Annotated in this window: 27 protein-coding genes; 6 read left to right on the top strand and 21 right to left on the bottom strand. The window is 59.3% G+C overall.

Annotated features, from left to right (window positions below; genetic code table 11):
* The 20 genes from ACIROY_RS01725 to ACIROY_RS01630 all read right to left on the bottom strand — a co-directional run bounded on the left by ACIROY_RS01725 (window position 1) and on the right by ACIROY_RS01630 (window position 19,215).
* Window positions 1–807 (bottom strand): C40 family peptidase, encoded by an 807-nt coding sequence (locus ACIROY_RS01725; protein WP_402339171.1) that lies wholly within the window; start codon window positions 805–807, stop codon window positions 1–3.
* Complete coding sequence (locus ACIROY_RS01720) at window positions 767–1,459, bottom strand: phage minor tail protein L (protein ID WP_402339169.1); 693 nt, start codon at window positions 1,457–1,459, stop codon at window positions 767–769. The genes ACIROY_RS01725 and ACIROY_RS01720 overlap by 41 nt, the downstream gene beginning before the upstream one ends.
* Window positions 1,456–1,791 carry a phage tail protein gene (locus ACIROY_RS01715; RefSeq protein WP_402339167.1) on the bottom strand — a complete coding sequence of 112 codons (336 nt, stop codon included), beginning with the start codon at window positions 1,789–1,791 and terminating at the stop codon, window positions 1,456–1,458. The genes ACIROY_RS01720 and ACIROY_RS01715 overlap by 4 nt, the downstream gene beginning before the upstream one ends.
* A 6-nt stretch (window positions 1,792–1,797) precedes the next feature.
* Entirely contained in the window at window positions 1,798–5,121 is a 3,324-nt protein-coding gene (locus ACIROY_RS01710; RefSeq protein WP_402339165.1) for a phage tail tape measure protein, read from the bottom strand.
* Window positions 5,122–5,133: 12 nt separating this feature from the next.
* Window positions 5,134–5,391 (bottom strand): hypothetical protein, encoded by a 258-nt coding sequence (locus tag ACIROY_RS01705; protein WP_402339163.1) that lies wholly within the window; start codon window positions 5,389–5,391, stop codon window positions 5,134–5,136.
* Between the two features lie 50 nt (window positions 5,392–5,441).
* Window positions 5,442–5,852, bottom strand: coding sequence for a hypothetical protein (locus tag ACIROY_RS01700; protein WP_402339161.1), 411 nt, complete (start codon window positions 5,850–5,852; stop codon window positions 5,442–5,444).
* Window positions 5,843–6,469, bottom strand: coding sequence for a ubiquitin-activating E1 FCCH domain-containing protein (locus ACIROY_RS01695; RefSeq protein WP_402339159.1), 627 nt, complete (start codon window positions 6,467–6,469; stop codon window positions 5,843–5,845). The genes ACIROY_RS01700 and ACIROY_RS01695 overlap by 10 nt, the downstream gene beginning before the upstream one ends.
* Window positions 6,470–6,527: 58 nt before the next feature.
* Complete coding sequence (locus ACIROY_RS01690) at window positions 6,528–6,944, bottom strand: hypothetical protein (RefSeq protein WP_402339157.1); 417 nt, start codon at window positions 6,942–6,944, stop codon at window positions 6,528–6,530.
* Entirely contained in the window at window positions 6,941–7,240 is a 300-nt protein-coding gene (locus ACIROY_RS01685; RefSeq protein ID WP_402339156.1) for a hypothetical protein, read from the bottom strand. The genes ACIROY_RS01690 and ACIROY_RS01685 overlap by 4 nt, the downstream gene beginning before the upstream one ends.
* A 2-nt stretch (window positions 7,241–7,242) precedes the next feature.
* Window positions 7,243–7,575 (bottom strand): DUF2190 family protein, encoded by a 333-nt coding sequence (locus tag ACIROY_RS01680; protein ID WP_402339154.1) that lies wholly within the window; start codon window positions 7,573–7,575, stop codon window positions 7,243–7,245.
* Window positions 7,576–7,656: 81 nt separating this feature from the next.
* On the bottom strand, window positions 7,657–9,750 hold the full coding sequence (locus ACIROY_RS01675) for a prohead protease/major capsid protein fusion protein (protein WP_402339152.1): 2,094 nt from the start codon (window positions 9,748–9,750) through the stop codon (window positions 7,657–7,659).
* A 57-nt stretch (window positions 9,751–9,807) separates the two neighbouring features.
* A complete protein-coding gene (locus tag ACIROY_RS01670; RefSeq protein ID WP_402339150.1) occupies window positions 9,808–11,244 on the bottom strand; it encodes a phage portal protein in 1,437 nt (478 codons plus the stop codon).
* Window position 11,245: 1 nt separating this feature from the next.
* Window positions 11,246–11,443 (bottom strand): phage head-tail joining protein, encoded by a 198-nt coding sequence (locus ACIROY_RS01665; RefSeq protein ID WP_402339148.1) that lies wholly within the window; start codon window positions 11,441–11,443, stop codon window positions 11,246–11,248.
* 1 nt (window position 11,444) lies between these two features.
* Window positions 11,445–13,445, bottom strand: coding sequence for a phage terminase large subunit family protein (locus ACIROY_RS01660; RefSeq protein ID WP_402339146.1), 2,001 nt, complete (start codon window positions 13,443–13,445; stop codon window positions 11,445–11,447).
* Window positions 13,432–14,034, bottom strand: coding sequence for a hypothetical protein (locus ACIROY_RS01655; protein WP_402339144.1), 603 nt, complete (start codon window positions 14,032–14,034; stop codon window positions 13,432–13,434). Before ACIROY_RS01655 ends, ACIROY_RS01660 begins: the two co-directional genes overlap by 14 nt.
* A gap of 118 nt (window positions 14,035–14,152) precedes the next feature.
* Window positions 14,153–14,806 (bottom strand): hypothetical protein, encoded by a 654-nt coding sequence (locus ACIROY_RS01650; RefSeq protein WP_402339142.1) that lies wholly within the window; start codon window positions 14,804–14,806, stop codon window positions 14,153–14,155.
* A gap of 197 nt (window positions 14,807–15,003) precedes the next feature.
* Entirely contained in the window at window positions 15,004–15,537 is a 534-nt protein-coding gene (locus ACIROY_RS01645; RefSeq protein ID WP_402339140.1) for a hypothetical protein, read from the bottom strand.
* 274 nt (window positions 15,538–15,811) lie between these two features.
* Complete coding sequence (locus ACIROY_RS01640) at window positions 15,812–18,379, bottom strand: VapE domain-containing protein (RefSeq protein WP_402339139.1); 2,568 nt, start codon at window positions 18,377–18,379, stop codon at window positions 15,812–15,814.
* Window positions 18,380–18,416: 37 nt separating this feature from the next.
* A complete protein-coding gene (locus ACIROY_RS01635) occupies window positions 18,417–18,656 on the bottom strand; it encodes a hypothetical protein (RefSeq protein ID WP_402339137.1) in 240 nt (79 codons plus the stop codon).
* Complete coding sequence (locus tag ACIROY_RS01630) at window positions 18,643–19,215, bottom strand: phage regulatory CII family protein (protein WP_402339135.1); 573 nt, start codon at window positions 19,213–19,215, stop codon at window positions 18,643–18,645. Before ACIROY_RS01630 ends, ACIROY_RS01635 begins: the two co-directional genes overlap by 14 nt.
* A gap of 99 nt (window positions 19,216–19,314) precedes the next feature.
* On the opposite strand from ACIROY_RS01630, the gene ACIROY_RS01625 reads away from it, so the two are divergent.
* Complete coding sequence (locus ACIROY_RS01625; RefSeq protein WP_402339133.1) at window positions 19,315–19,623, top strand: hypothetical protein; 309 nt, start codon at window positions 19,315–19,317, stop codon at window positions 19,621–19,623.
* Window positions 19,624–19,798: 175 nt separating this feature from the next.
* Window positions 19,799–20,293: a hypothetical protein gene (locus ACIROY_RS01620; RefSeq protein WP_402339131.1), complete on the top strand. Its 495-nt coding sequence runs from the start codon at window positions 19,799–19,801 to the stop codon at window positions 20,291–20,293.
* 7 nt (window positions 20,294–20,300) lie between these two features.
* Here the strand turns inward: ACIROY_RS01620 and ACIROY_RS01615 are convergent, their stop codons facing one another.
* A complete protein-coding gene (locus ACIROY_RS01615) occupies window positions 20,301–20,741 on the bottom strand; it encodes a hypothetical protein (RefSeq protein ID WP_402339130.1) in 441 nt (146 codons plus the stop codon).
* 392 nt (window positions 20,742–21,133) lie between these two features.
* Between ACIROY_RS01615 and ACIROY_RS01610 the strand changes: the two genes are divergently transcribed.
* Genes ACIROY_RS01610 through ACIROY_RS01595 form a run of 4 tightly spaced genes read left to right on the top strand, consistent with a single transcriptional unit; the run spans window position 21,134 to window position 22,853 of the window.
* A complete protein-coding gene (locus ACIROY_RS01610; RefSeq protein WP_402339128.1) occupies window positions 21,134–21,403 on the top strand; it encodes a hypothetical protein in 270 nt (89 codons plus the stop codon).
* A 7-nt stretch (window positions 21,404–21,410) separates the two neighbouring features.
* Window positions 21,411–21,617, top strand: coding sequence for a hypothetical protein (locus ACIROY_RS01605; protein ID WP_402339126.1), 207 nt, complete (start codon window positions 21,411–21,413; stop codon window positions 21,615–21,617).
* A complete protein-coding gene (locus ACIROY_RS01600; RefSeq protein ID WP_402339124.1) occupies window positions 21,614–22,126 on the top strand; it encodes a hypothetical protein in 513 nt (170 codons plus the stop codon). Before ACIROY_RS01605 ends, ACIROY_RS01600 begins: the two co-directional genes overlap by 4 nt.
* 28 nt (window positions 22,127–22,154) lie before the next feature.
* Window positions 22,155–22,853 (top strand): PRTRC system protein E, encoded by a 699-nt coding sequence (locus tag ACIROY_RS01595; protein WP_402339122.1) that lies wholly within the window; start codon window positions 22,155–22,157, stop codon window positions 22,851–22,853.
* Window position 22,854 lies beyond the last annotated feature (1 nt).

The following is a 22,854-nucleotide window of genomic DNA, read 5'->3' as shown; positions in this document are numbered from 1 at the left end:
CTAACCCTGACCGCTATATCGCACCACCAGGCGCGTGACTTCGTGCCAATAGCCCCCGACGCCATAAACATCGCGACGCGACGGTCGTCCATACAGGTGATGCAGAATCATGTTGTTGCCGATGTAGACCGCAGCGTGGTTTGCCACTTTCGCGCGCACCTGCATGATGAAACAGTCTCCGACCTGCAAATCCTCCAGGTCAACCTGGACGAAGCCGGCCTTGCGAAACTGGGTCATGTAGAGATCGTCACCGCTACCGTCCGCCCACCAGTTGTCTCGCCGCGCAAAATCGGGAATCACTATTCCGCGCTCGATCTGAAACCAATCACGGATCAACGCGTAGCAGTCGAGCACCCCGTGATAAAACTCGCGCCCGATCAAAGGAGCCTGATAACCGCATGGCGCCAAAGATTCGATCTCACGCGTGACAATCTCGCCTTCGGTACCGTCGACGCGGACGATGTACCAGGGAATCTGCGACTCCTCACAACACACGCGGTCACCTTGCGTAGGCCGCGCCGGCTCGTCGGGATGCGAATGCACCAACGCCAGCACATCACCACGATCTGCAGCAGCGAAGTAGTCCTCTTGCGCCAATCGGAACTGCTCTTGCCGGATATCTCTTCCGTTTTTCTTTCCGGTGGCGACATTCCTGCATGGCACGTACACCTCAACGCCGGCTTCCAGGACGATGAGTCCGCAGCACTCGCGTGGGTATTCCGCGATCGCGTGAGCACGGATCGCTACTTCTGTATCTGGGTTCATATCAGTTGGGTCGGATAAGATCAGCAGCTGGGAAGCCGCCATAGGGCAGCTCTTCGTATTCGCCGAAACGGCACTTGCAGGAAGACAGTCGTTTGCCGCATCGATCTAAATTTGGGTCGGTCAGGGGCTGGTCCTTGGCGTCATAAAAAGTAACGCCGGTCCATCCGCACTCGGTGCCGCGGTACACCCACGGACACAAATTTGCGATGATCCGGCGCCCGGGAAGCATCAGGCCGTCGAAATCCAACGGACTCGACAACTCGAACTCGATTACTTCGTCCGTCTCCGATACTTTTTGTTCGACGAACCAAATTTCAGGAGGGAACTCCTCCTCTGGATCAGCCTCCGGATTTCCGTCGGGGAAATTGATCGCGTCCAAATACTTGCCCAGCGTTGTGCGCTTGGTGAGCTCCGCACCGACGAAATCATCCAAATACAGGCACGCGGCACCAATCGATCCGTCAATATTTCCCACGGAAAGCTTCGGCGTTGGTGGTTGCCCGTCACTGGTTTTCGCAAATCCCTCTGCCTTGATGGGCCATGGTGAGTACTCGTTGCCCTGCCACCAGATCGGCCCGACGTCCGCGTAACCGTGGAAGCGAAGGATGTCGCCACTGATGGACGTGGCGTCGAGCTCGAATAGCTCGACGCGCTGCCCCACTTCCAACTTCTGCATATCGGACGTGATGCTCATGGCATGCCCTTCAGTTCAAATTTCGCCGTGATTGTCGCGACACCGAGTGAGTTGTGTGGCGTCTTTTGAAACGCCTTGGCCAAGTACGCGCCCTCGACACCGCCCGGAGGGGTCCAGAGGAAACGCTTGAATCCCCCGTGGCGCCGGAGAAAGGCATCGACTGCAGATATCTTGTCTGCCATGCCACGGATTGAGACCTGCCATCCTTCGGTGACGTTGTTGATCCCCTCGGCGGCCTGCTGCGAATAGCCGTCCCCAAACACCGCCTCGGCAACCGTGAATCCGACGTCGCCCACCGGCTCAATGCGTACGGCCCAGGTAAAAGTTTCCATATCGCGTTATCCAGTCCGTGCGTTTGCAGCCTTCCAAATCATCCCGTTCTGCCGGGACTCTTTGGCAAACTTATTGTTGATACGTCCATCAACGAAGTCGCCCAGCTCTTTGCCGAACTGCTGGTAATCCGACGGCGCCTGCACCTCAGCCCCGCCACCCTGCTCAACATTGACAACCACGCTGATGGACGCGCCGCCGCTCTGAATTCCTTGCGGCCCAAGGGATCGAACGCCAAGTGATCCATCTGGGCCCCGCGCCAGCGGCATAATCGCCTCCGGCCCAGCCTCACCCATCAGCCCGGCACCGTTCGCGAACGCAAACACCGTTGGCGACGACACAATGCTTCCAGAGTAGGAACTCAGATTGGACGACTCGTAGACGCCACCTTTGGCATTGAGCTTTAGACCCTGCCCGCCGCCTGCCGCCGAATCCCAGTAGTTGGCCGTGCTCGCCGCGGACGACTCCGTGCCTGTACCGGTACCGCCTCCACCACCAAGCCATGAGCCGACGGCGCTGGCGGCGAAATTGAACAGGCCAGAGATAGCCGCCCTCGCCTGCATGCGGGCAATGTCGGCAACCACAGATTTCGCCAGGTCACCAAACGACGCCTTGCCTGTCGTTGCGAAGCTGACCCAGGCATCCTCCATACCTTGCGTCGCCGTGTTGAACCCGTTCGCCACCTGGCTGCCCACATCGTTTGCCGCCTCGCCATACTTGCGCACCGAATCGGTAAAGTTGACCCAGGGGTCCTTCCGTTTCTGATCAGCCATGTCGTACAGGGCATTCGATCGAGCGATCGCGTCGTTGGCAGCATCATCGAATGCGCTGCGGTCAATCGGCGCCACACTGTTCTTTTGCGCCTGGCGGACCTGCTCGTTGATATCCTGCTGGATGCGCCGGGCGGCCGTCAGCTTCTGCACCTCTACCGTCGACTTGCCCATCATGTCGATTTCGAACTGCTGCTGCGACAGGCCCAGATCCTGCTGGATACCCCATTCCTTCATGCTCTTGTTGAGCTGGTCCTGTGCGGCCGACAGACCCAACGTTTGCATTTCCAGCTTTTGCGAGGCATCCAGGCGCGCCTTGTCTTTCTTTTGGTTGAGCTCTGCGATTTTGTTGGTGGCATCCTGCGTCTCTTTCTGCGTTTGGGCGCCGGCGCGGTACTTCTGCAGCGCCGCAATTTCCTTGTCATATGCATCAAGCTGCGATTGCAGGCCGTTCTGAATGGACTTGGAGCGATAGTCTTCATACGTCTGCAGATCGACCAGGTCGCGCGCCCGCAGCTCGGCTACGTACTGATCGTGGAATTGCTGCACGTCGCGCTGCTGAGCCAGCCCCTGCTCGATGGCTTTGAGCTTTCCTTCGTTCGCTTTCTTCGCCGCCGCGACCCCATCGCTGTCGTTGGTCGGCTTGTCCGACAGCTTGTCGATGATGTCCTGCCGGCCCTTCTGGAATTTCTCGTCGCTGACCTTTCCCTTGAATTGCTTATCGAAATCTGCCAGCGTTTCACTCAGCTTTTGTTCCTTCGATTTGTATTTCTCCAGGAAATCATCAAACTTGGACTGCACATCCTTGGCGCCCTTGATGTCCGTCTGCGCCTTCAACTCGGCGATCTTGGTCAGGGCCTGCGCATACTGGCCGCCGACGGTGGTGATCAAGCTGTTGCGCGCCTCGTCGTTGAGGCCGGCGAAGCCGCCCTGCCGGTTGACGATGGCGTCCAACTTGGACTTCAGCGCTGCGACTTTCGACACGTCCTGATCACTGGAGTCGGACAGTGCCGGCATCGTCGCCACCAGTGAATTGCGTTCCTTCAGCTTGGCAATCTGCTGATCCAGCCGGGAAAGAAATGCTGGAGTCGACTCTTCCACCGTTTTGAGGGCATCTTTTTCGGCCTTCTCCGATGACATGCTCCATAGCTGCCAGGCCGCAACACCCAGACCGAGTACGGTTGTGATGGCGCCGATCGGACCACCCAGCAGACCCAAAGCACGTGAAGCCAAGCCCGCGGCGCCGGCGGCGCCGACCTTTGCAACGGTATAGGCCTCGGTCGCGACCGTCGATGCTGTGGTCGCTGCCGTCAAGGAGGTTTCCGCCACTACCTGGGCGCGCGACAGCGCCGCAAGCTCAGCCAAAGCAGCGCTGCGCGTGATCACTGCCTGCCGATTGAGCGCCAGCGCGGTGCTGTATGCACCGACGGCTTCCGTCGCGGCGATCGTTGCGTTGCTCTCGTTGAGAGTCAGCACCGCCTGCTCACGCAAGGCCACGATAGTGGCGACCTTCGCCTCCGCCGCAGCCACATCGGCGGCTGTCTTTGCGGCCGTCGCCTGTGTTGCCTGCACTGTGGCGTAGTACTCCGCAGACGTTGCGGCAGCGGCGTTATACGCCGCGTTCGCCTTCTGCGTCATCATCGCCGCAGCTTCCAGCATCCAGCCGCCCAACTTGAAAGCGACGAGGCCGGCAACAGCTGCCTTCAAAACGTCCAGATTGTCGGCGAGCAAGCGAACGCCTTGCGCTGCCACAGCGCCCACACCAGGGCCTTCGTTGATTGCGGTGATCTCGTTGAGAATCACATTGCGCAACTGCTGGAACGCCTGGCCAACCGTCTGCGGCAGCTTATCGGCCTCCGACTGGAGTTTGTCAAACTGACCGATGACGGCCGTAACAATGGTCTCGGCCGTGAGCTTGCCTTCCGTCGACAGCTTCTTCAGTTGGCCACGCGACACCCCCATGCCGTCAGCGATGGCCTGCGCCAGCCGCGGCGCGTTCTCGGCGATAGAGCGATACTCATCGCCCTGCAGCTTGCCCGACGCCAATGCCTGGCCGAGTTGCAGGATCGCCGATTCGGCCTGCTGAACGCCGGCGCCGCTGACCGTGATGCTGTTGTTCACCGCTTGCGTGAAGGTCACCAGCGTGCGCTGGCTAAGCAGCATGTCGGAGACCGCACGGGAAACTTTGGAATACAGGTCTACCGTCGCGTCCATGCTTTGACGCGTGCGTTGTGACACGGTAAATAAGTCAGCCTGCACCGACTTCAACTCGGTAAAACTGTCGGTCACCAGCCGCAACTGGCCCTGCATACGCGATGATGCTTCGCCGATGGCGCCCAGCTCCACCACCAGGCCGCCCAAAGCGACGCCGGCAATGGCTGTCTTGACCAGATCCGCCGCGGACTCGAGCCGTCCGAACGACTGCTCAACGTTCGCGGCGCTGGTCTGGATGCGCGCCATGGCACGCTCGGTGAGTTGAGCGCTGCTGTCCATGCTGCTTTGATACTTCGCAACATCGCCTTCCAGCGTGACAACCATGGATCCGATTTGCTGGCTCGCCATGTGTACAACCCCTTATTTTTTTGGGAGTGAAGTGCCGAAAATTCGTGCCGCAATCAGCGCTGACTGTTCGTCAGGATCCTCAAGTAGGATCGCCTCCTCGTCCTGCGCATCCATTTCGCCGAGTTCCCCCCAGCGAATGAAGTCCTTTTCGAGGTATGGAGTGGGCCGGTCCTTCGGATTGCGGTTGGCATTTGCAAACGTCTGCACTGCCACCGCATGCCTCCGGTCCGCCACCATTTCGCCAAACGGCTCCAGCTGGTAGTAACCCATCCATTCCACGAACTCAGCAGAATCAATCTCCTGCTGTGCGCGCCTTACGCTTAATCCGAGGTGGCCGGCGAGTCGGAACCAGAATCGGCGTTCTGGGCGGCTTCGGAGTTTTTTGCTGCATCCGCAACCGCTTCCGGCAAGAGGCCATTGAGCCGCATCGCTTCCACCGCGACACGCTCCAGCGCAGTCGCACTGCGCGCACGCAGTACTTCCACCTGGTCGACCGAGAACAGAAGCTGGCCATCGTCGCCGACCAGCGTGAAGGCCAGCAGGATCGCCTGGAACTTGTCGTTAGATGTGCGGCCGGTCTCGTCGCCGCGCAGCACCGTCTGGAAGCTGTCGCGGTCGCTCCCGCTCATGCCCTGCACGCGAACCATGCCGCCCCATTCGGGAACCGGCACGTCGACACTGCGCAGCGGTGCGCTCAGGATGGCGTCTGCCGAAAGAAGAGTTACGCCCATGTGACAGCTCCTGTGATGCGGGTGTCGATAGTGCCCTTGACGAGCGCATTGACACTACCGGACAGCGGAGTCGACTTCACCAGCACATCGAACGTCGCAACCATGCCGTTGGGAAGAGTGAAGCGGAAGCCTGTTGGCGCGCCGGTGGTGCGTGCCGCTTCCATGGCTTGCTGACCGGCGTCTTCGCGTTTGATATTGATGTCCAGCGCAAACTTGCCGAAATCCTGCAGGCCCAGCAGGAATTCCTTGGCGGTGCTGTCCATGTCGGTGGCGTCGAGTTCGTCAGCAGCACCGTCGAGGCCATTGAAACCCGTCACGCCTTTGATGAAGGTGTACGCCACCGAGGTCGCCGTACCGCCCGACGTCCAAGCACTGGCGCCGGTGGTGTCGATATCGACAGCGTAGGTATCGGCGGTGGCGTATTTGACGGTAGCCTTTTGGCCGTTCAGGACGGTCGTGCCGCCGATACTTGCCAGGTTGACGACGTCGCCGTTACTGAAGCCATGTGCTGCCGAATTGAGAATTGTCGGATAGCCACGCACGATGCCGGTGATCGCCTTAGCGGCACCAGCTCCGGTCTTGACCTCGAACTTGCAACCTTGTGCAGAGATAGTCATATGATTTCCTCAAAAAAAATGCCGCCCGAGGGCGGCGGCTGTTGCTGAATCGAATAGATCAGATACCGTAGTCTTGGACTTGGTAGCTGAAGCGGTATTGCGTAGTGATCACACAGAGCTTGTAATCTGCCGAAGCATATTTGGGCTCGTCCACCTTGATTTCCTCAATCTGCACGATGCGCGGATCGCTGTAGCCCATCACCAGTGGATGCGCGACTTCCATCACCGCGTCGGCCTCGACCTCAGCATCGTCGCTGCGGCCGACGACGCTGATCAAAACATCGCAGTAGCGCTGGCCGTCACCATCCACATCGAGATCTGGAGACTCGCTCCCACGATGCACGACGAGCTGATTTCCCTCGTCGGCGCCGAACGCTCGCGCCAGGGACCGGCCTACCGTTGCCGGAAAGCCTGGTTGCTGCGCAAGGAACTCGGCCAGTCCCTGCAGAAGTTGTTGTCGAATAATCATGGTCAAGCCGGCTCCAAAAATGCAATGCAGAACGTGCCATCTCCTTTCGGGTCAGGCGGGCGCTTGACTTTGAACGGCATGCCGTCCACGGTCAGTTCCGTACCGCGCCTGAGATCGAGCAGTGATTTTTCATACTCGATGTAGTGCTCAACGGCATGTGCAATGCCGTCGATCACCACCGTGCCGCCCTCTTCGTAGCCCACGTCAACCCGCTTGGTTTCGCCGGCAACCTGAATTTCCAGGGTTGACAACATACCGTGACGCGCGAACGTGCTCATGAAGCGGGAACCGAAGCGCCCCATGACTACGCCAGGCGCTGTGCCAGGCGAACTTTTGCCGTCGTGTCGCCGTTCGCCTTGGCAATGAAGAAATGGCCGATGGCGCCATTGCCGCTGGCCGCGTCCGTGACACGCTTGTTTGTCTGGTCCCAGTAGGCGATGGCGCCGATCGCGGCCGTCGATGTGTTCAGTGCCGTCAGCTCATACACGCCTTCCAGCGAGTACTCACCGGTTTCGTTTGCGGCGTAGGTGCCGCTGGCAACACCGGCCAGAGCGCCCAGAATGACCAGATCACCGGAAGAGACCGCAACGGCGATGGCAGCGCTGATGACGTTGCCGGCTTGAATGAAGTTTTTCATGTGCTGTCCTTGAAAAGAAGAATTGAAAGATGATCAAACACTGGCCGCCGAGGGCGACCAGCTCAAGAAGCCGGTGCCAGATTACGCGCCGGGATTTTTGTACATGCCGCGGAACTCGATCGCCTGTGCAGCGAAATCGATACGGCCCTTGACCTTGACGCCATCGACATCGAAGTCCACCGCCTGCTCGGTGTACAGACCTTCTTCACCGTCCAGGTAAGCAAATTCGACGGTGTCGACCTGGCCACCATCGGCTGTCAAATACCATGCAGTCGCGCTGGACGCATCGAGACGCGCTTCGACGACCGTCTGCAATGTCGAGGAGAACGGATTGACTGCGCCGGCCGTCGTCGGTTGATAGTTCGGGCTGGTCATCTGGTACGCGACCGTTTCCAGCGCGGCAGGCACTAGCAACGTGCGTGGCGCCAGATTCAGCAGCGAGCCGCCTGGAGCCTTCTGCGTGCGCATCGCAGTGCGCCCTGCGGACAACGTATCGATACCGATGGCGCCGCCCGTGGCTGCCAGATTGCCGTGCCCCGAGTGGAACAGCGCCTTGCCGTCGGACATGGATGGATTGCCGGTCAGGATGCCGTAGACCAGGTCCGATTCCATGTCGGCCGCGGCACGACCGAAGAACTGTGGCAGGCGCTGCAGCGCCGACAGATCGTCATTGATGATCATCTGACGTGTGAACGCAACGACCTTGCCGTAAGTGCCCAGCTGGATTACTTCGCCGCCATCCTTCAACTGGCCGTATTTGTATTCGCCATTCTGGCCGACCTTCTCGAACTTCACGGCAGCATCAAACGATGCGCGCGTAACAGCGCGAAAATCGGTCAGAACGCCGCGGCGCGCCCATGCCTCGAACGTCTTCGGCGCACCTTGGTAAGCTTCGCGCATGGTGCGCGAGATGACGCCGCCGAAAATCAGCGGCAGGTCCGTCGTATTGTGCGCACCGCGCTGCGACAAGCCGAGCGCGGCGCCGGCCAGTTCATTGGGACTCATGCCGCGCGTCGAAATGCCGGCAGCTTCCAAGCCGTCGCGCGCCAGCTCGCGCAGCGACATGCCGCGATATTGGCGACCGGCATCGGTCAGCTTCACGACGCCAGGCGCAACGCGGTGCATGATCGCGTTGGTCATCGCTTCGCGACGAACATCGGTTTCATCCTGCGTCGTCACGATGTTCTGGCCGCCCTGTGCGCGGATGGTGCTGGCCTGGCTACGCTCTGCCAGACGGCTCAGCAGATCTGCGTTGACACCTTCCAGCGAGATGCCGCGCTCGATATAGCCGTTGAGCAGCGCATCTTGACCATCCAGACCGCTGGCACGCACCGACACGCCGATCGCAACGATGCGAGCGCGCTCAGCCTGCTGACCAGCTTCGGTCGCGGCACGCTGAATGGCAGCAGGATCCGCACCACCCGGAGCCTGAGCGGGCTGTTGCTGGGTAGTCGTTACGGTAGGTTGTACTGTGGCGGTGGTGGACGCCGCCTGATTTTCTTGAGGCATATTGCTTCCTTTCGTGGTTGGATGCACGGCGGCGGCCGTGCGGTTTGAAACGGTAGGGTCGACTTCATCGGCCGACGTGATGATGGTGACTTCGCAGCTAAACGAGCGTTGCGTTGCCTGCACGCCATCTGCACTGCGGACAACTGCATTCGGGTCGGCGCCGATCGGCACCAGCGAGATTTCATACGGCTCCCAGTCGGTCGCCCGATAGATCCACATCGGGTTGCCTTCGACACCAGGCGCAACCATTTCCATACGATGGATACGCGCGCCGACGGAGACGTTGCCGATAATCTTGTCCATGACATCCTGGTAGACCGGCTCAACGTCATCGCGACGGGAAAAGCGGATTGTTGCTTCAGCACCTTCGTCGGGCGACGTCGCGGAATCTACTACGCCGAGAACGGACTCAAGGCTCCAGGTGATGTGCGTGTCGAGCAACGGGGCGTTTCCAGATTGCAGGCGCCCCATGCGCACCGATCCTGCCGCCTGCCCCAGCTCCTCGAGGTATGGGCGGTCGCGCGACCAGTCATAGCGCTGGACCTGCGCGCCTGCCGTCCAGACGACCGTTGCCGTCCGATTGGTGTTATCGACAGCAGAAATTGGCTGCGCGCGGTACACCATCGCGACATCCTGCTGCTCAACGCTTCTTACAATGTTTGGCATGGGGTTCCCCAAAAGAAAAAGCCCGCTGAGCGGGCAATGATTGATATTGCGAATTGATTACTTGTCGTCGGCCAAGATGCGTTCGGTTTGCTTGTCGCCGGCGCTTTGATTTGCCGGGATACTCGCCAATAGCTTGTCGTCGTTGATTTCCTCGTCCATCTGCTCCGGGTCATAGCCCAACTCACGTTGCGCCTCGGCGCGGCTGATAATCCGGTTCTCCACCAACACCTTATATCCCTGACTTTCGCGCAGCGGATCCAGGAGCGGGACACGCGGCGCCGTCCATTCATCGGGAAGAATCGATGGCTTTGTGATGACACCTGCGAGATACGCCGACAGCGCCCAACGCTCCGCGATCCGGTCAAGAACGATCGGCACAAGGGCAAGAAATACGAACTGCTCAACGAAACCGCGAAACTCGATCTTCCCCATACGGCCACTGGTGAAATTGACCTGCGAATAGTCACCGGTCATCTGCTCATAGGTGACGTCCGCGCCTGCCGCCAGTGATCTCAGGTCCACACGCATCGCAGACTCGTAACCCTCGCTGCTGGCCGGCGCCGAGAAATCGATGGTCTCGCCAGGATTCAAATACTGAATCATCCCCGGGCTTAGCGACTCAGTGCGCTTGCCAGGAACGGTCCCGTTGTCGGCCCCCATCCGAAACTGCGGATCCGTCGACGTCACGAACACCGCAAAGCACGCTTCCAGCTTCTTGCGCATCAACTCTGCCTCTTGATAGAGGTTCGAGTCGCGCGCCTTCCAGATGTTGATTGCCAGTTCGGGGAATCCCCGAACCTGCCCCGGCCGCCCCGTCGCGTCAAAAAAATGGATCACTTCGCTGGCAGGCACCAGCTTGCTGGTCATGCTCTTCGCGAGATTCGCTACCTCGCCGGGATGCTGGTCGAACAACCAATATCCGGTCCGTTCGCCGATCAGGTTGAACTGCACACCAGCGATAACGAAACCGCCGTCGAACTGAAACGTCTTCGAGCTATCGAGGTAGTCTGCCTCCAGCACCTGCAGCTGGAGCGGCACCCTGAGACCATCCTGCGGGCGACGCGCACGAAACCGGACCAGAACCTCACCGCTTTCCCAGATCGCCCGCACGAGCTGCACCTGCAAGCCGCCAAAGTTCAACATTCGCCCGGCGTCGCATTCACGCCGCGCCCAATGCTTCCAAGCTTCAGCCGCCTGCTTGTCCGAGAACTTCGGGACAATGCCTGTGCCGACAATATTCGCCCGCAACACCGAGACTGCACGTTTCATAAACGGGTTGTTGCGAATCAGATCCCGCGAACGGTTGCGCAATACCTGCAGCGAACCGGCCAACTCGGCATTGACGGACCCGCCGCCAGCCTGCCAGCCGGCGCCGCGGGCGCCGCGTTTTGCACCATCGAAGCCGCGCCGCAGGTTCAGCAGGTCACGGGCATGCATGCGACGAAGCGCCGCACCAGGCGCAACGGCGCCGATCATTTTGTCGATGATGTTCACGTTAACTCCAGTCCACAATGCCGACCGACGCGCCGGGACGGTGATTGCCCGGATTCAGCTGCCCCATCACGATGTTGCGTGCGCGCACCAGTTCGGTGATGCTGCGATAGGTGATCTCCTTCCCGTTGTATTTCACCGTCAGCTCGCCGCTGGCGATCGCCGCATCGAGTGCGTCCAGTTGCGTTTGGTCAAATGCCATATCACCGTCCCATCCAGTTAGTCTGCGGCTCAATCCAGCCGCCTTGCGGCGCTGCCTGAACCAATGTTTCTACTGCATCACCGCTCGTCACCGGAGCATCGCTCTCTGCAATTTGTTCCACCTGCGGCGGGGGCTGCGAAAACAGATCACCAACGCGCGGCTCCAACATGCTTTCCAGGTAAGCCCATTCGCGTTCTGGCATCACGTTCAAACGCAGACGCGGATGGTAGGCGCAGGCCATGTTGTAGACCTTGCCGTCCAACACTTCATTGCGCTTGCGTAGCTTGTCCCAGCGGTCCTTCGCCGGGTTGTAGACCTCGGAGACCAGCTGCTGGTAGTACTCCTCGCCAAGATCGGCAGGGAAATGCATGCGCGTTTCCGCGCGCCCTTCCTTGTCATCGGCAGTCAACGCCGCAAAGATTTTTTCCTTTGCGGTGTCCGTTCCAATCGGCCAGAGCTGTACGCCGTTCTTGAACGTCGTTCCTGCCACGGTCACATCCTGTTGCGTCGGACGGCCGATCACTGGCCGTCGCCGCTCCGACGCGCCCTTCAGAGCAAAGACCCCCAGGTGCTGCCGAAAACGACAATAGTCATACACCTCCTGCGTGTTATGACCGCCCGAGTCGATGCCAGTGAGCTGCACGCGCATGTCGACGCCGAACGAATTGCGCAAGGGCTTCGCCAGAAACTCGTCCAACTCTTTCCAAGGCGCCGGCGTCGATGGATCCCCGTGAATCACGTGAGCATCGATCGTCCAGTTTTCCATGCCCCGCCCCCAGCCATCGGTAAACACTTCGAGCCGGTCTGGCTGCACGTCGACGGCTCCTGTCAAAATCAAGCAACCGACTGGAATCTGCTTCAGTTTGTACGGCTCCTGCCGCTTTTGAATCGTCTGCCATTTGACTTCGCTCGATCGGTCTTCCCAGCATTCGGCCAGAAAGTTGTTGATGAACGTAATCATCTTCGCCGGATCGGTCGCCAGCTCCGCCTTGGCCTGTAGCCAGTCGCGGACTGCAGATACCCACGGGCGCCAGCCGATCGGCGCATACATCGCGCTCAAATGGAAGCTGGCCGTCTCTCCATCTCCCGTTGCTGTTGGCATCCAGTAGGACCGTTCATAGCCTGCCTTCCACGCATGCTCTGGGTTCCCTGATCCGCAATCGGAACAGTGATACAGCGCCGTTTCCGGCTTGTCGGTCTCCCAGCGCAAGCGCTCCCAACTGAAGTACTGTGCCGTCTCGCAATCCGGACACGGAACAAAATACCGACGCTGATCACCGCGCAGGTACAGCTTTTCGATCTGCGAACGGCCCTTCACCGTCGGGGTGCTGTTCGCAAAAATCTTTGCGCGCTTGCCGAAGTTGCTTGTCCGGTTTGCGGCGAGGTCCAGCGGATTGCCCTGACCGTCGACGCTGAGCATGTACTCGTCGATTTCCTCGAGCAGCACGTAGCGCGTGGTGGTTGATTTCAAGCGGCCTGCACGGGACGCACTGACCAGGTTGACCATCCCGCCGGGAAATTTCTTGCGCAGCTTTGTGTTGTCGCTGCCCTTCTTTCCTGAGTCCCGAACGCGCCGGCGCAAATCAGGCGTCGAGGTCCGCATGGACTCAAACCGGTCCATCTCCCACTTCTCGGCATCATCCTTCGTTGCAAACACCGCAAGGATGTTGCCGGCCGCGGTGGTGATGCTGTGGCCGATGAAGTTCTCGCCCAGCGCGGAACCGCCCAGCTGGTGCCCTTTCTGCAGAGGAACCCACCGTACCCAACTGTTATCGAACAATCCGGTATCGTCATGACTACGGCGCGTCAGCGCGCTCGGCTTGCCAGACAGAGCATCCATGATGCCAATCAGGTACGGCGTGCGCTCGTTGCGCCACTTGCCTGGCTCCGGCGAGTCCGGCGGCAGGATGCGATGTTTTGCAGACCAATCCGCAATGCCGATTTTGGCATCCGGTTTGATCGCGCTAGCAATCGTCCGGATGAAGGTTTCAGTCGCTCCCATCCTCCTGCACCTCTTCATCCTGCTCGTTAAGTACGCGCGCGATATCGATGCTGGCGAGCGCCGCGATGATCTCTTGTTCCACCAGCAGCTCACACTTCATCGGATCGGACTCGGCCGCCAGGTTGTCTTTGATTCGCGGCGCCACGTTCATCATTGCGTCACGCAGTGTGCGGAACGCAGTAAATGCAAGTCGGCCAGCCTCCCCGACATCCATCGATCGGCCTGCGATCTGATCGAGTTCGATCTGCTCGCGCTCGGCGCGGATGCGCTCCCGGTTTGCACGGTGCGTTTGATACTCGGACGTCCCGCCTCCAGGAACAGGCTCATCATCATCGCTTTGCGGGGACGAGTTGCCGGTGGCGCCCACGGAATGCGGCGCTCTCGGGCTGTCCGGCGGCAGCCGGGAAACGTCGGTGTTCGCCGCCCATGCGGCATCGGCAGCGGCGACGTCGATCTTGCCGGCGGCTGTTGTTTGAATCCGGCCGGATCGAATGGCCTTTTGGACCGCTGACAGCGCGACCTCGCGATGACGCGCGTACGCGCGGAGGCTTACCGCACCGGTAGCCTCTGAAGTTTTGTTGTCATCCATAAGGGAAAGTGACCACTGACCACCAGTGACCACCCTAAAAAAAATCAGTGATTACGCAAACACCGCGGTGCGAATTACCCACGTACCAAAGGCTGCAGGAGGGACCCGAGCCGTCTGGTCACCGCCGTGCCGTCGATGTTGCATTCCGGAACGCTGCGGACAGATGTTCGACCCACTGCGCTCGGACGGTGAGCTCTGCGACTTCGCCGAACTTGAATCGCTTCTGGTACACAGCCTTCGAAGCGAAGACCAATAGCGGCACGATCTGCTTGTTGTTGTTCACGCGCGCATAGATCGCAGCCGGCAGATCTGATCCCCTCGGCCGCCCATAGAAATACCGTCGCGCATCTCCACTCGTATTGCCTTCACGGATGATCTTCAATAACTGCGCTTTACCCACGTTGCCGTACGCGTTGCGTGGGGCTTGATCGCCTGGGATCGCGACCAGCTGACCGGCGGTGATTGTCATCCGCTCTTCGAATGTCTTCAGATGCCGAGCGCCACCGTCGACCTGTGCCTCCAGATACTTAGCCTGCGCATCCTTGATGAATACCTGCGCTTGCAGTGACTGCTTGCTGGCAGGCGTCATGCCGACGGCGCGCATGGTGAATGGAGTTGGCCGATCAAAAACGCGCTGCATAGTGTCGGTCTCAACCTGCACTACTGCGCGCGCCATGCTGGTCAACCCGGATGCCATGACAAACGGTGCTTGATCACGTCCACTGGCGCGCATTGCTGCGATCGTCTCTAGCTTTCCGGTCACCTTTGCCATGGCCTACCTTTCGTATCAGGATGGTCCTGCGCTTTCCTTCGCGGCGCAGGTCGCGATCTGTGTTCTGGTCTGCCCAAAAGGAAAAGCCCCAATCGCGTGGGCGATTGAGGCTCTATTGTCTTCAGTCGTGAAGTGACCGCCATCTGGCAGTCACTTCAAGGCGCGCTACGGCGGCACGTAAATTGTTAGCCGTAAATTTAGTCCCTCTTTTCTCGCGCCGCAAGAACTATTTGCAAATTTCTTTCCGCCCGCTGCCGCACCTGCTGCACGGTCACACGCCTCAGCTTGAGCAGGCATCGAATCGCATGCTCGGACATCTCGAAGACATACCACTCGCGCAGCACCGTAACATCGTCAGGGTCTGCCAGCTGGCGTACCGCCGCCTCTATTCGCCAACCATCCTCTTCATCCGGTTGGCGCCTGGTGCCGGCGCCGCGCTCAGCATCTTTCCCAAGATTCGCTTCCGTGTTCCGAATCTGTACGTACATCGCCGCCCAGCCAGAAGCACAACCATGGGCCGACGCGCCCTTAGACTTGTGCCCCCTGATCGTGTCGCGCCAGTTCGACAGTCTCAGGCTCAGCGGAGAATCGTGGACCGTGCGCGACTCCACGCGGGGGCTGCTCTCGAGCGACGACCAACCCAACCCGGCGGTCTTACGAATTGCGATGGATTGATCACCACTCCCCACTGGCCGCCTCTCCTCAATCACTTCTACATATTCATCAAGCATCGTCTCCCCTTATTTGTCCCAATGTCCCAGTTGTCCCAAAGAAAAGAACATAACTCGCACGCGCACACGTGCGCACACCTACGCATGCCCACACATGCGCGCCCACATGTGCACGTAAGCGCGCACTGGGACACTGGGACAAACAGCAACAGAATGCGGCTGTCCCGAAATTGGCCCACGTTTTATAGCGCTGGGCCACTGGGACATTTCAATCCTTGTCCCAGTGTCCGTCCCAGTCGGTCTAACCACTGGGACAATGGGACCGCACGTGATGTCAGAACGGCCCATCATCGCTACCTCCCTGGGCTGGGGCTGATGGCGTCGAGGCTTGATCTGCTGGCGCAGGCCGGTGATATACCCAGTCGCGTTTGCCATGCTTCCACGGCCCCCTCTTGCGGATCCAGCCCAATCTAGTCATACTGCGGCCGACACGCTGCTGCTCCGGCATGGTCCATTTCGCGACGTCAAGCTTCAGAATGTCCTGCAGAACATCAGTGACTGAGGTTGTCGACTTGCCAGCAAGGCCACTGGCAATCAGGTCTGTGTAGGAGTCTTCTATAAAGCGCGCATCCTGCGCTTCGCGGAAAATCTCCACGTCCGCCGGCGTTTCCCAAAATGCCTCGCCGGCTTTGTACGCAGCGACGGCTTCCGCCCACAGCTGATCACGCATGTCCCGCAGGGCCTCCAACAGGATTTCGTAAACAGCGACCGGCCAATACCGACGATTCCCAGTTTCATCTTTCAGGTAACCATTGATCTTGTTTGTTGTGCCAGTGAACACCTGCTGGCGCGGCACGTCCGAAGCACGCTTCCCATAGAAATTCCGGAAGCGATCGATGTACTGGCCAAAGAACTGCTTTGCGGCCTCTGATTCAGCCTTGTTGAATGAGTCCAGTTCGGCCAGCTCGATGAACCACTTGCCACGCATGATGGCGTAGGTGTCCTTGTCGCCAAACCGCAGCGGGGCATCGGTAAACCACTCCCCGGCCAACACCTTCAGCGCAGTGGACTTGTAAAGGCCCTGCGCGCCCTCCAGGATCAACACGTTATCCATCTTGACGCCGGGCTTATATATTCGCGCGACTGCAGCAATCAGAAATTTGCGACTGACCCGTCGGACATACTCAGAGTCCTCTGCGCTGAGACAGTCGACCAGCCAATGCGAAAGGCGCTCTTTGCCGTCCCAAATCAGCGGGTCAAGGTACGCGCGCACCACATGATGAGAATGCATGTCAGCGGCCAGCAACACCGCCTTCATTACAATGTCTTCGCGCGGATGAAATGAGTAGGTCTGCTGGAGCCACAGCGCTGTGCGCAAGTCGTCCATGTCGCTCCACTCGCCCACTTCGCCACGCTCATACGGTGGCGGCTTCAGCTTCACGACTTGGCCGCTAAACTCTTCAAACGCCACCACGCCCTGCCATTCATCAGAGTTCTTGAGAATGCTGACGACGTTGCTCAGCACCGGCAGGACCTGGCCCTTGTCAGTGCGCGCAAGGCGCGCCTCCCATCGCAACTCCGAATTCTCAGGCTCCCGGCCATCCGGAGGCCCGTCAGCCGCCCCCCCCTGCCCTGCGGCAGCGGGATCGGCGGCCTTCGCCCTTTTCTTCTTCGACTTCTTCTCCGTGATCGGGACCACGTTGTCCGGGAGAGCCGCAGATTCAAGCTCGCGCTCTGCCATCCGAGCCTTAATGGCAGGCGGCGTCAGCGCGAACAAGATAGCGCCCCCTAACTGGGTCCGGCAAACATCGATCCCCTCGGCGCAATGAAGGTCGTTCCAGTCCGTCCAGGAGTTCTCACCACGGCTCGCAAAGGCCGGCGCCGCAACGGATGCATTCCCAACCTCCGCTGCCGCTTGGTGCGCCTTGACCAGGCCAGTGTTCTCGAACTGAAGGACAGTGCTGAACCCGCTGGTGCGGACTGCCAACTCCACGAACTGCGTCTCCGCGATGCCGACTTTCCACGTCGCGCGGCATTTGTAGGCACCGTCCTTGCCTTCCAATTCGTATTCTTGTCCATCGATTTGCAAGCCAGTGACGCCGAACCGCTTTTCAAGGTCCTTGTGTACGCGCGGCTCTATCTCGAAGTCGTCATCGGCGCAAAACACAATGTGGGCGTCAGGGTGGGCCTGTCTCGCCATGCGCGCCACGTGAATGAGATTTCCCGCGTCGAACGCAACGTACCCACCGACGGTATCGTCCGTGGCTTGACGCACCGTGCGGCCTGTCGCGTAGCCCTCCGCCGCGAAGAGCACGCGATCATCGGGTGCGATCTTGCCGATTGGGCAAAAGCTGCCCTGCTTGCTCATGCCTTTGTTGAATCGCTTCGTTCCGTCCGGGGTTATTTTCTGCAGCCCGACGAGCGCACGGACTTCACCCCGCACAGCCAGCATGGGAATAAGCATTGTCCCGTCGGGTTGGAACCGCAGGCCTGGTGTGCTGATTTGTTTGCGCTGAGCGTAGAGCGACGTTCCTTCCGTCACTGCGTCGGCCCATTGCTGCGACGCTCGGTTTGCCGCAAGCTGAGCCTTTTCCCGCTTATCCTCTTCGTGCTTCGCGTGATATGCCCGCTCGCGATCTTCGATAGCCGCGCGCTCTTCGGCCGAGATGCCCGCCCAGTCTGCCTCGATGCGGATCGTGTTTTCGTTTGTTCCCTGCCAGGTCCCAAACGCCCCGTATACCTGCTGACGGCCGTCCTTTAGGACCGCTTCGTGCATCACGTACCAGCTTTTTCTTTCATGGCCAAACCGGTGAATCTTTCCGTCTCTTTTTGGATGACCATCGGGCAAGGGTGGAAGCCCGGCGTCTCGCATCTGTTGTATCGCTTGGTCAAGCGTTGCCATCTGTCGCCCCGTTCAATCGCTTCATTTTTCTAACTTTCTATTTCTTTGGATACATCAGCGCCCACTCTTGCTGGACCAGCGCCTTCAGCGACTCCGCGAATGCATCGGCCGCCGCAATGGCCACCGGATCTTCTTTACGATCTCGCCCGATGCGTTTCTGCCGCAGGAGATCTACAAACGCAATTCGGTCAGCTTTGCTGGGCAGCCGACACACGTGCCGCGCAAGGCAGATCATTTGCCACTCTTGCGAGTTTGTGTCCGGCTTACTGTCCGACACTTTCAAGCTCCTCGGCGCGATCGCTGCGGCCGCTTCCAAAGATGTTTTTCGGTACGCCAGGCGGTTTACGGTCACGTCTGGCCCGCGCACGAATACGCTCCAACCATTTGCACACCGCCGGTAAAATGCCTCTGATCTTCGGCTCGATCGTTTCCAGCTCCGTCTCGGTAAGCTCGTCATCCATCATTGCGTCCGACGATGCCGCCATTGCCTCGGCCAGTTGCCGCATCGCGCCGATCGCCGCGGTATGAATGGCCTCCTGAGACAAGTCGCCATGGTCAACATCGGGGATCGGTGCGCAGATCTGACCAAGTCGGAACCCCATAGCGTGGAGCGGATACAACGCATCCCTCATGCCGACTGCAGCGCAAATCTCCATGATTGCCGTGGCCTCTTCGAAGCTAAGTTGATTGCGCACCTCACCCGGCGCCAGCTTCTTCCGGAGCAGCTTGACTGACATACCAAGCCTGGGCGCAAGGGCCTCGATGCCGCCCGCATATTTGCGCGCAAGGTTGTAGATGCAGTCATGCTGATTCGTTTCGCCGTAGTGATAGGTCATGGGGAAAATCTCCGATTTTTTCCTGATGATTTATGAAATCGGTCGCGATACAGTCCTTCCAGTGCCAACCCGGAAGCGGCGAAAACAAAGGAAAAGAAAATGCGGACCAAAGGGAATTTTGAAGAGATTGATGCAGCGCAGAGGCTGTTCGAAAAGTTGCTGAAGAATTCAGACCACTTCGCGGACGTCGTGAATACCCATCGATTCGCGCTCGACGCAGTGATTGGCACGCTGGTCGCCGCCGTTGCCGACCAAAGCCCGACTCTTGCTCGAGTCATGATGCTGGCACTGGCGGAGGTGCAGTTACCGACTGGTCGCCCTGGCCTCGATGCAGAGCGTCAACTACTGACGCGCACGGCCCTTGCAGCGATGCAGCAGCGGGTCGCGACAGTAGCGCATCGCGCGTGACGATTCCCGCGGTCTCACGCTCGATCACGGCAGCGTAATTAGTTTCACCGGTCCAGTCGGTTCGCGGGAGGCGGCCCGCCTTCTCCCACTTTCGGAGCGCCTGATACGTGACGCGACATTCGTTTGCCAGCTTTCCGAGCCCGACAATCCCGATAGCTTTCGATATGAGGTTTGTATGCATGCCGGCATTTTAGAACCAACTGTTACCAAATGTCGAGAACTGATTGTTCCGTCCGCAGTGCGTACCATTGGTTCTATGACCGATTCAACACTTTTAAACGAGTTCGCTAGGCGCATGAACGAGATCTGCGGGGACATGCAACTGCCAGAGCGCGGCCGGCAGACTGCGCTTGGACAGATTTTCAAGGTCTCGCAAAAAGGGGCGCGAAAGTGGCTGGAGGGAGAAGCGTTCCCTCGATGGGAACACATAGTCGCCATAACGGAATGGGCAGACGTAACCGTCGACTGGCTAGTTGCTGGACGTGGCCCCAAACGACTGACAACACTCTACCCGTCCGAATCGATCGCTCGAACGGTAGAGGTGATGAAGCAGCTTGACCCTGAGCAGCAAGCGCTCGTTACGAGGCTAGCCGATCAAGTTGCTCAATCAAAAAAAGACGACATAACGGAAAAAAGGAAAGCCTTCCCGAGGGACGGCACCAACGACTAAAGCCCTATCAACGGGCCTGCAACATCGTCGTCGGCTCGATCAAGACTCCCCCATCGGATCTTGCTGATATGCGGTAGACCTTCTTTTCTCCTGGCTGAACGATCGAAGCAATTTCTCTGCGCTGATCCTCCCCAAAGGAGCATAGCGCCCGCCCGACGATTGCTGCACCTAAGATGTGCTCTCCTGGCGGCACTTCTATACTGAAGCGCTCCCCAACAGCCATGCGCGCCGCCAGCCTCCCATCAAGGTAAAAACCGAAGTCGCATCCTGAAGCCAAATACCCTGAGTCGCGCACCACCGTGATACGCGGCCAGTCTTTGGCGGCACCGCTTGCCTGAGCAAAAATTCGCTCAGCAGGCACAGCCGTTGCATCCCCCAGAGAAACGGGTGTTGTCGCACAGCCCGCCAAAATCAGCGCGGTCACGCCAACCACAATTAATCCCCTCATTCATCACCTCCCCAGCAGATGCACATTGATGTTGGCAGCATAGCAAAGCCAACCATAACAAGCCAATCGAACCGAAAAACTCGGCAATAGAACCAATTAGTGATATACCAACCATTTTTTTAGAACCAATAGTTCTTGACTGATGGTTACTAATGGTTCTAATATCCGCTTCGTGTACTTCAACGACGGAGCCAGAATGCCAAATAGCAGATTCCCGCGCAGTTTCAATTTCCTCGATGCCGCGCCATCGTCTAAATCTCGCGCCGCGCCAAAACAATGGCCCGTAGGGATGTCCCCATCCGAAGCAGCTGCACAAGCTGCGGCCGCCGGCAAACTCCATTCGCCAGGCACCGAGACGCGCAAAGTCACAACCGCACGCAAAGGTGACCGCGATGAATAGAGTCGTTTCGTATTTTGATCGCCACCCCATCGTCGCCATCGCCTTACTCATTGCTGCCTTCGGCGCCGCCGGCACGTTCGACCACACTGAAGAAGAGAAGCAGGCGGCCTACGAGCGCGGCTTCATCGACGGTAAGCGGTCACAGGTTCTGCAATCACTCGGCGGCAAACCGGACTCGCAACTCGCGACCTTGTGCGGCAAGCCATGGCCGGACGTTCCGGGTGCCGCTGACGCGCGTCGAATTGCATGCAGCCCTCTGTAATCGCCCGATGGATACGCCAGCAATCTCCGAGGCTGATCTGGCGCGGGCGTGGCGCGAATGCCGACTTGGAGAGTCCTTCGAAGCCGCCATGAAAACAGCCCTTTTCGCCGCAACGATCCACGCCCTCGCAAAAAGAAATGTGCGCCGCGCCGCCCGCCTGGAACAGCTCCGCGCCACCGATAAAAAACTCGCACAAGCAAACGACAATTCATGAGCTATCTGCCCAACGAACACACGCTGTTCTATCCAGCCACGACCAATTTTTCGGCGCCGGCAATCGCCTACAGCAGTATCGACCGCTACGATCCGGGCGCCAAACGGGATTTCTCCGCCGTCATGGTTGGCGAATATCTGGTGCGTCGCATGCCTTTGCGCTCGACGCCTTACATCCTGTATCAGATCACGCGCGAAGGCGAAGTGCTCGGCCAGCAAATCTCATTCCCATCAGAAAAGGACTGCACCACGCACGCCTATCGCGCGCAGACCGGCAAGCAGGCCACGGAGACCCGTCGCCGGCACGCCCCAAGCAACGGCATGCACGATATCAACCTGAGCTCCCGCGCGATCACGCTGTTGCGCGCTCAGGAGATGGACCTGCAAACGCTGGCCGTCACGATGGGCGCTGACGCGCATCGCCTGTTCACTCTGCTGACCGACCTCGTCCGCAAATACAAAATCCTTCGGCGCGGCACGCCGCATCGCTATCTCTACCGCGCCACCTAACCCCAGCCACCCACCCGAAAGGACGATCATGTTCAAAGCACTGGCGGAACTCGCCCAAAAATCTACATTACTTATTTCAGTCGCAATCGACGGCGACCAGCTGCGCGTCAACATTACCCCGAAGGCAAATGACAGCGGAGACAAGCCCGCGCTGCGCCCCCTGTCCCTTCTCGCAACACCCGAGGAACTTGACCAAGATTTCGGCAAGGCGCTCTTGGCGTGGACCAGCCCTCCGCGCAAGTCCCTGCTCGACCAGGTCGCCGACGCCAGCGCACAGGATGCGGCCGAGGCCGGGACCGAGGCTGAGACCGGATCAAAGACAGCAGGCAAGCCGCCAAAGACAGCGAAGGCCGCTAAGTCCAGCACCAAATCAGCCGCCAAGGCTGCAGACCCCGGCGCGACCAAGGCAGGCGCGCCGACCGATGCCTCGGCTGGCGAATTGGAAAAGTCCGACCTTGCACCTACGGCAGGCGCGGAATCTGCCCCGGCAAGCGGCGCGCTGACGACGAACAAAACTCCCGAAGATACCGACGCCAAAGTCACGCCGGAAGGCGCACCAACAGTCGACGCCGCGTCGACGACCAACAGCGATGCAATCGCCACCTCGACGCTGGATAAGGACTGGCAAATCCCGCCAGCCAGCAATCAACCGCCTCCAGTGTCGGCCGGTGCTTCTACCCCAACCCCAGCTGCGCCGACCGCCGGCGCTTTCCTCGAAGTTTTCTAAG

It is taken from the genome of Herbaspirillum sp. NPDC101396 (genome assembly GCF_044767365.1).
In the GTDB taxonomy this organism is placed as follows: domain Bacteria; phylum Pseudomonadota; class Gammaproteobacteria; order Burkholderiales; family Burkholderiaceae_D; genus Herbaspirillum.
Note: the sequence above shows the minus strand (reverse complement) of the source record. Positions and strands in the feature narration are given on the sequence as shown.